This is a genomic window from Oleiphilus sp. HI0128 (genome assembly GCF_001635365.1).
Genome location: NZ_LWGG01000834.1, coordinates 1 through 7,407, shown reverse-complemented (window position 1 = coordinate 7,407; position 7,407 = coordinate 1). Strand labels below are relative to the sequence as shown.

Here is a 7,407-nt window from a genome sequence, read left to right as displayed (position 1 = left end):
CAGCGCCAGGACGTCATGACTATTCGTCAAATTCGTAGTTTATTGTACGATCAAGGCTATACCATCGGTGGTGCCAAGCAAAAACTGCACAATGAAGGTGATGAGGGCCCTGCAGGGCAAAACTCTGAATTGATCAAGCAAATGATCACTGAGCTTGAAGAAGTTTTAGACGTACTAAACAGCTAAGCTTTCAAGTAATAAGGTAATCTTAAAAAACGCCGATACTATCGGCGTTTTTTATTTATTTCTAAAGCGTCATAAGGTATTATACCCGCGACTTAAGTCGACAGGCCTAAAACCCGTCGATTACCCCCATGTAAGCTGATACCTAGTATCAACCTGGTGAACANATTCTTGTTTCACACCGTTCGGGATGTAGCGCAGCCTGGTAGCGCACATGTCTGGGGGACATGTGGTCGTGGGTTCGAATCCCGCCATCCCGACCAATTTTTCTTTTTTAATTCCTGTTTTTTAGCATCTGTCGCAGCTTTTACCATTATAGGGTGAAAATGTACATCATAGAGTCTAGACTCCCTTGTTTAATGCATAATCTGAAAATTCTACTTAGTTAACAGACATATAGGTCTGCATTCCCCTAAGATTATGTTTGATAATTTTTTGTTTTAATAATATTGATCGTTATTCAAAAAAATGAGGGCATTATGAAAGAAGGGACATATCTTGAAGAAGTCAGGCAGCAATACGAGAATTATCCCTACCCTGCAAGAGATCCTGCTAATGAGAAAACAGATCTTTATGTCTCCAAACCCTGCTCCTTAGATTGTCTTAATTATTACGCTTTTGAGGGTAAGCGTGATTTTACTCAGTCGTTTCGAGTCCTAGTTGCCGGTGGCGGGACCGGTGATGATGTTATTTATTTAGCCGAACAACTTAGGGAAACTGAAGTAGAAGTGGTCTATTTGGATATGTCTCAAGCATCAATGGACATCGCCAAGGAACGAGCTAAAGTCAGGAAATTAAAAAATATTACCTGGATTCATGATTCCTTGTTAAATCTGAACAAACAAGAATACGGTGAGTTTGATTTTATTTCCTGTACTGGCGTTTTGCATCACTTGAAAAACCCAGATGAAGGTTTAAAAGCGCTTACTAAGGTACTTCATCCTGATGGTGCGATGTATCTTATGGTTTACGCAACAATTGGACGAACAGGAATCTATCAGATGCAGGAATTAATGCGTCAGATAAATACCGACACGCCCAACATTCAAGACTGTATTGATAACACAAAAAAAACTCTAAACGGGCTACCACAAGGCAATTGGTTTTCCTCAAATAAAGTTTCTTGTAAGAAAGATTTAAGTACAGATATTGGCATATACGATCTACTAATACACTCTCAAGACCGGGCCTATACCGTAAACGAAATGTACGACTATGTTGAAAATGCAGGATTGAAGTTAAATAAACTATATAATCCTGACCACCCTCTTGGTGACATGATTTTTTATCCCGAAACCTATATTCGTGACCCAGAGCTGTTGAACACAATCAAACAACTTCCGCTTAGAAAACAGCAATCTATCTGCGAGTTGTTGTTTGGTCAAATCATGAAACAATGCTGTTTTGTTTCGTTTAAGGAAACTTCTACTCCTAGCATAAAGAATACAGATCTGGTTCCTGCCATCAGCACCATTTACGGCCAAAATGAACGTAAGCAAAATTTGCTTAAGGCGTTTTCTGCACCAGGAAATCAAATACAACTGAACCAAATGTTTACCTTAAAAAGAAACCCACACAGCAAAGCATTGTTTGAACATATAGATGGAAAACGAAGCTTAAAAGAGGTTGTCGAGCAAACCATCAAGACAACGAAAAGCCATGCAACGTTTGAAACCGTCTTTGCAGAACTATGTTCCTTTGTTGAGGTCCTAATAAAACTAGATATGATGTATTTGAGAGAAAAGAGCGCAAGTAGTGCAGCTAATATAAACAATATGATGGGAGTGTGATCAGAAAATGTGTTCGGTTTCTTTAAATGTAAGCGTCCAATCGAGCACAACTAACTGCAAGGTCTAGGCTAGCACTAAGATTTAAAAGGAACTAGCGTATGACTAAACCGAGCGCTAAATATAGCTGGCCAGAGTCGTTGGCTTTTTAGCAAGTGAGTGGCTAAACGATAGCAGACTTCTGTTCCGTGCATAAAATTAGTCCCTTGATGATGGGCTGCAGGGATTCCAAAGTAACAGCTAATCCCACTCTAAACGCAAAACACTGGGTGTTGAGCAATGATTGTTTCGAGTTAAAAGAGGTAGCTCAAAACAGAGCTATTTCTCTCATTCTAATGTCCCACCGATGGTCACTGTGTCTGGGCGTAGGCTTTGATTGACTCTGATCCGTACCAGGTAATTCCGGGCTCTCTCCAAACTTCTCAGTCGATTTACATTTCTTATCACTGTATTTACCGATATCCCGCTTCAAAGCACTGTGTAGTGTTGAGCCTTGGAGTGATAGACTATGGGGTAGATGTCTATAGCGTGGTGGTGGCTACGGATTGGATCTCTTTCTAAGCTAAAATAGAAGAACTAAATATTAAGACCGGAATACTGATGAAGAATAAAGCTCAAAAACAACTCTCGTTTGAACCTCAATACCATCGAAAGTTGGCACAAGGAAAGTACACGCCTATATCAAAGAGGCTAATTAAGGGTAGCAACTCAATTTCGAGTGAAGACGTTGCTGAAGAGCGAGATTGCATACTTGCTGAAGGTTTCACGGTTTGTGAAAGCAGAGCAGAACTGTCTGCGGCGAAAATTGATAATTCAGATAAAGGTGATGTGGCAGCCGTTATAGCCAATACCAACCCCTTATTCAAGTTACATAATAAGTAAGCGCTTGCTGAAAAAAAATTAAACGAGAGCTTTGCCTCGTAGTAGTTGTCGCAGTCGAATGAGAAATAGGAATTATTGATGGATTTATTGTATTGGCATTGGATTGTTTTTGGGATTTTTCTTGTTCTTTTAGAGCTCGTTATCCCTTCATTCACCGCGCTTTGGTTTGGTATTGGCGGGGTATTGGTTGGCATGTTACTTCTTGTCGAGCCGGATCTAAGTACTACCTTTCAGATAAGCGCCTGGGCTATTTTATCTGCCTTACTCACCAGCATGTGGTTCAAAATACTCAAACCCTCGCGGGATAAGGTAGTTTTACCAGCGCTTGATGAAATTCAGGGTGAACTAGGCGTGACGCTGACGCCTCCTTCCGGGGAAAGGCCGGGGCGCGTTCGCTTTTCTACTCCCATTAAGGGCTATGATGAGTGGGACTTTGAGTCTGATGATCAACTAGATGTAGGAGATGCGGTTAAAGTAACCGGTGTCACTGAACATCGACTAGTGATGAAAAAACAATAAATTATCTTTTAGGAGCAAGGGATTATGGAAGCAGGATTATACATAGCAATAGCGATATTTATTTTATTACTGGTGACGGTTGCACAAGGTGTAAGGCTCGTACCTCAGGGCTATCAGTGGGTTGTACAGCGCTTTGGAAAGTACCAAAAAACACTGAAGCCTGGATTGAATATTATCGTTCCTTATTTTGACCAGGTGGCCTATAAGCTTACAACTAAGCAAATCGTATTGGATATTCCTAGCCAAGAGGTTATTACAAAAGACAATGCTATTATTATTGCCAGTGCCGTAGGTTATATCTCCATTACTGACCCGCAGAAAGCAGTGTACGGTGTTGATAACTACACGATAGGGATACAAACCAAAGTCCAAACAACGCTTCGTTCAATTATCGGTGAAATGAATCTGGATGCGGCATTGAGCTCTCGAGAGCAAATAAAAACCAGCCTCACTAGCACGATTGCGAATGAAATTGCGGAATGGGGTATAGCGCTTCGTTCAGTTGAAATTCAGGACATTAACCCTTCTAAGACGATGCAAGAAGCAATGGAAGAGCAAGCCTCTGCAGAGCGGGCAAGGCGTGCAACGGTGACCAGAGCTGAAGGTTCTAAAGAAGCCCAGATATTAGAAGCCACGGGCCAGAAGCAAGCGCAAATACTGGAAGCACAGGGCCGAAAAGAAGCAGCAGAACAAGATGCTAAAGCTGAATTGCTATTGGCAGAAGCGAGGCAGCAGTCAATCTCAATGGTCTCTGCCCCTTTGACCGATAAAGACATGGCAGTGACCTACCTTCTTGGTGAGAAGTATGTTTCAGCGATAGAAAGCCTGGCGACATCTGAGAACAGCAAGTCGGTAATCTTACCTGCCGATTTACCAAAAGCTATCGCGGGTATGATAGGGAAGTAATACACTAGGGTAGCAAGATAAAGCCTAATTTATGTTTGAGCTAAAAACCATCGCGCTATTCATCGTTACTGCGCTTGCAGAAATTGTTGGTTGCTACCTTCCTTATTTGTACTTAAAGCAGGATAAAAGCCCTTTGTTGCTTATTCCTGCTGCTCTAAGTCTAGGCTTGTTTGCGTGGTTGTTGTCTTTGCACCCTGCTGCTGCGGGCCGCGTTTATGCTGCTTATGGCGGTGTTTATATCCTGGTAGCAATATGTTGGCTATGGGTTGTCGAAGGTATTAAACCCACGTGCTGGGATATTACCGGCGTAGGCGTTGCGCTATTGGGCATGGCAATTATCATGTTCAGCCCTCGTGAGCTATAGCCTGATAGGTAGCTGATGCTTTAAGTGTCATCCACCATGAACTGGCCAGTCTTGCATCGTCCGATAAGCCAGAAGGGGTATCGGTCTTGGCGCGAGTTTTTATTTTTCCATTCCCGAAGAATGGTTTTTCCCACCTAAACGAGTGAATACGCATGGATAAGCTAACGAGTGATAACAAATTAATGGCTTCGGTAGACCTAAAAAACTGGGCGAACCTAAGTCGCTCTGTGTTAAATGGCATCGTTGGTGATTATCTGGAAAAAGAGCACAACCCATTAGCCATCGATATGGCTTTTTACCAGCAAAACATACCTCTATTGCTAGATGACACGCTTGCTCAACAGGTGCTTCAAGGTTCCGGGAGCGTCAAAGCAGAAAAAGCCTTATCTAACAAAATTATCGTCCTCATCCACGGGCTGACCAATCTAGAAACAATATGGGACTTAAAACCAGACTCACTCGGTGGGGAAAGTGAAGGGGAGAGCTCGAGTAATGGTCGTTCAAGTGATGATGACGAAGCGCTAAGTGAAAAAGATAACTATGGTCGACGCTTACAAGAAGAGTTTGGCTTTACGCCTTTTTACTTGCGTTACAACACAGGCTTATCGATTAAAGATAATGGGCAAAAATTAACTCGGCTACTTTCAGAGCTCATTGAGGCATACCCCATACCTGTAGAAGAGATCGTGCTAATGGGCTTTAGTATGGGAGGCTTGTTAATACGAAGTGCCCAGAAACTCGCGCAAGATGCCGAAGCAGATTGGCTAAGTTTGTTGTCAAACTGTTATTACATTGGCACGCCTCATGAAGGCTCGCCCTTGGAGAAGTTTGGTCACCTAACCAGTTCTATTGTTCGCTATATCCCGCGTGATTACATTAGTCACTGGGCAGACTGGATAGACGTTCGAAGCCAGGGTATACAAGATCTGAAGGACGGCTTACTCCATCTGAATAAAGAAAAACGTGGCGCGGATAGTGATGACCCCTACGAGCAGAGTGTGCGCTGTGGAAGTTTTACCGCGCATGCTCAGCATCACTTCATTAGCGGCTCGCTATCGGCGAACAAGAATAGTCTACTCAACAAGTATTTTGGCGATAGCCTGGTGAGACATACAAGTGCTAACCCCATATCTGCACCAGAAGACAGTAAGCAGGCCCATTTCAATGGTATTCCACATGTACCTCTGGCTCACTCAGAAAAGGTTTACCAGCAAATAAACCAGTGGTTCCGTGAGCATCCAGATCATATTGACTTGAAGTTCTACGAGGTGAGGGAAGCGACTAAGAAGCAGCAAATGGTGCAGAGAGTCGCGCAAGGCTTGTCGAATCAAGAAATCATATCAGGTAGCTTGGATTTGTTAGCGCTTGCCTATGATCATACGGTAGACGCCGTTGAGAAGGTTCACGGCGCGATAGCAGATGAACCATACAGCGTACTTAGGAAAGTCCCTTTGATTAAAGATGTAACCTTGCCGATAGAAGATAGCCATAAAGATATACTCAATACCATATACTTCTCGCTCAAGGCTGGAGGGAAGCTTGCACACAAAGGGGCGAAAGTTTTAGGTGGCAAGCACAGTAAGGAAAACGAATCTGAGGATAAGTGAGCCCTAATCAACTTACCTCGGTAGAGTCAGACTGCTTTAGCAGCGAATTTGATGTCCGATTGACTTGCTTATATAAAATGTCATCACTTGAGTGTTTAGCACCACGCTCTTCATGAAAGTGGCCTATTGCATATGCCCATGTTTGAGCTTGTCGGTCTGATGCATTGAGTGAGCATGCATAGCTTGATTTAGCACTTCGAGCGAAATATCAGAAAATGCCAGAACTTTGCCCCCCTGTGATTTGGCAAACGCTTCTGCACTGTTCTTGTTTTTAAATGAAGCCAGGGCCGGTCCCATTGCTCCGGGGAGCTTATGACCAATTACATACCAGGCTTGTTTGGCATCGATTAGCTCGGCTTCGCGAGTATTACCCCAAGGACTGCTCGTCATATCATGGACAAATGCTTTAGCTGTGTTATGGATATTTTCAGGTTGAAGCATATAGGCGAACAAGTCATTCACTGAGCAAAACTTACGTACCGACGATTTATTCTTCTCAAACATCTCACCTTTAGGGCCGGCAAACTGGTTGATAAGCATTCCACACAGGTGGCATTCGTCCTGGTCTTCAATATGTACGGCGCTGATTTCTGGCTTAGCTTTAGGATCGTTTTCACTACACGAAACAATCCCGAAAATTAATACGCCTTGAATCAGCAAAACCAGCACCGGAACTAAAGGCGACTGTTTAGCGTTTTGGTGGGGGGCTTATGATTCATCACCTTATACCTCTCGTTTCTTCAATAAGTAGGCGGCGAATGCAAGTGGTGCTGCGATCCATAAAACCAGGGAAGATAGCAGTCCTGCCATGCTCATCTCTGTGCCTTCAGCCAGTTGTAGCACGCCACCATATTCTGCGGCATTAACCACCTGATAATTAACCAGGCGGAAGATATACGTTGGGTTCAAGAGTAAAACTTGACTGAGCAAGTCACTTTGAATATCGCCTTTACCCCCCTGTGTCAGGATAGTTGTCGCCTCTGTTAATTTTTAATAATTGAATAGGAGGCGGTAAGAGAATATGAGTGAAGCATTATTCAAAAGAGTTTAAAGAAGCCATTGTTAAGAAGTGGCTTGAAAGTGGGTTATCATTAAGAACGTTTTCAGCCCAGGAAAACATAAACCTATCCACCTTGTATTCCTGGCGAGATAAATTTCA

The 7,407-nt window shown here is 43.0% G+C and carries 9 protein-coding genes, 1 tRNA gene and 1 pseudogene; 9 read left to right on the top strand and 2 right to left on the bottom strand.

Features of this window, described 5'->3' with window-relative positions; genetic code table 11:
• From A3763_RS12825 to A3763_RS12790, 8 genes and pseudogenes are all read left to right on the top strand, one after another.
• A pseudogene (locus A3763_RS12825) lies at positions 1–186 on the top strand (MerR family transcriptional regulator); the annotation flags it as partial.
• 183 nt (positions 187–369) lie between these two features.
• Positions 370–446, top strand: a tRNA-Pro gene (locus tag A3763_RS12820).
• A gap of 186 nt (positions 447–632) precedes the next feature.
• The gene (locus tag A3763_RS12815; RefSeq protein WP_068554763.1) at positions 633–1,973 is read left to right on the top strand and encodes a bifunctional 2-polyprenyl-6-hydroxyphenol methylase/3-demethylubiquinol 3-O-methyltransferase UbiG; all 1,341 of its coding nucleotides are present in this window, start codon (positions 633–635) and stop codon (positions 1,971–1,973) included.
• 597 nt (positions 1,974–2,570) lie between these two features.
• Positions 2,571–2,852, top strand: coding sequence for a hypothetical protein (locus tag A3763_RS12810; RefSeq protein ID WP_068507647.1), 282 nt, complete (start codon positions 2,571–2,573; stop codon positions 2,850–2,852).
• Between the two features lie 78 nt (positions 2,853–2,930).
• Positions 2,931–3,371, top strand: a complete 441-nt coding sequence (locus A3763_RS12805) for an NfeD family protein (protein ID WP_068506810.1) — start codon at positions 2,931–2,933, stop codon at positions 3,369–3,371.
• A gap of 24 nt (positions 3,372–3,395) precedes the next feature.
• Entirely contained in the window at positions 3,396–4,277 is an 882-nt protein-coding gene (locus tag A3763_RS12800) for an SPFH domain-containing protein (RefSeq protein WP_068507645.1), read from the top strand.
• Between the two features lie 31 nt (positions 4,278–4,308).
• Positions 4,309–4,641 (top strand): YnfA family protein, encoded by a 333-nt coding sequence (locus A3763_RS12795; RefSeq protein WP_068507643.1) that lies wholly within the window; start codon positions 4,309–4,311, stop codon positions 4,639–4,641.
• Between the two features lie 152 nt (positions 4,642–4,793).
• On the top strand, positions 4,794–6,248 hold the full coding sequence (locus tag A3763_RS12790; RefSeq protein ID WP_068507642.1) for a triacylglycerol lipase: 1,455 nt from the start codon (positions 4,794–4,796) through the stop codon (positions 6,246–6,248).
• Between the two features lie 123 nt (positions 6,249–6,371).
• Here the strand turns inward: A3763_RS12790 and A3763_RS12785 are convergent, their stop codons facing one another.
• Together A3763_RS12785 and A3763_RS12780 are read right to left on the bottom strand one after the other, a co-directional pair.
• Entirely contained in the window at positions 6,372–6,917 is a 546-nt protein-coding gene (locus A3763_RS12785) for a nitrous oxide reductase accessory protein NosL (protein WP_068634376.1), read from the bottom strand.
• A 54-nt stretch (positions 6,918–6,971) separates the two neighbouring features.
• Positions 6,972–7,157, bottom strand: coding sequence for a hypothetical protein (locus tag A3763_RS12780; protein WP_156495076.1), 186 nt, complete (start codon positions 7,155–7,157; stop codon positions 6,972–6,974).
• 116 nt (positions 7,158–7,273) lie between these two features.
• Between A3763_RS12780 and A3763_RS30130 the strand changes: the two genes are divergently transcribed.
• On the top strand, positions 7,274–7,407 hold a 134-nt coding region (locus A3763_RS30130; RefSeq protein ID WP_156495075.1), incomplete at its 3' end, for a transposase.

What these genes read in the sequence shown, in the direction of transcription:
- A3763_RS12810 (WP_068507647.1), top strand. Translation starts at nt 2,571, where the DNA reads ATGAAGAATAAAGCTCAAAAACAACTCTCGTTTGAACCTCAATACCAT.
- A3763_RS12805 (WP_068506810.1), top strand. Translation starts at nt 2,931, where the DNA reads ATGGATTTATTGTATTGGCATTGGATTGTTTTTGGGATTTTTCTTGTT.
- A3763_RS12800 (WP_068507645.1), top strand. Translation starts at nt 3,396, where the DNA reads ATGGAAGCAGGATTATACATAGCAATAGCGATATTTATTTTATTACTG.
- A3763_RS12795 (WP_068507643.1), top strand. Translation starts at nt 4,309, where the DNA reads ATGTTTGAGCTAAAAACCATCGCGCTATTCATCGTTACTGCGCTTGCA.
- A3763_RS12790 (WP_068507642.1), top strand. Translation starts at nt 4,794, where the DNA reads ATGGATAAGCTAACGAGTGATAACAAATTAATGGCTTCGGTAGACCTA.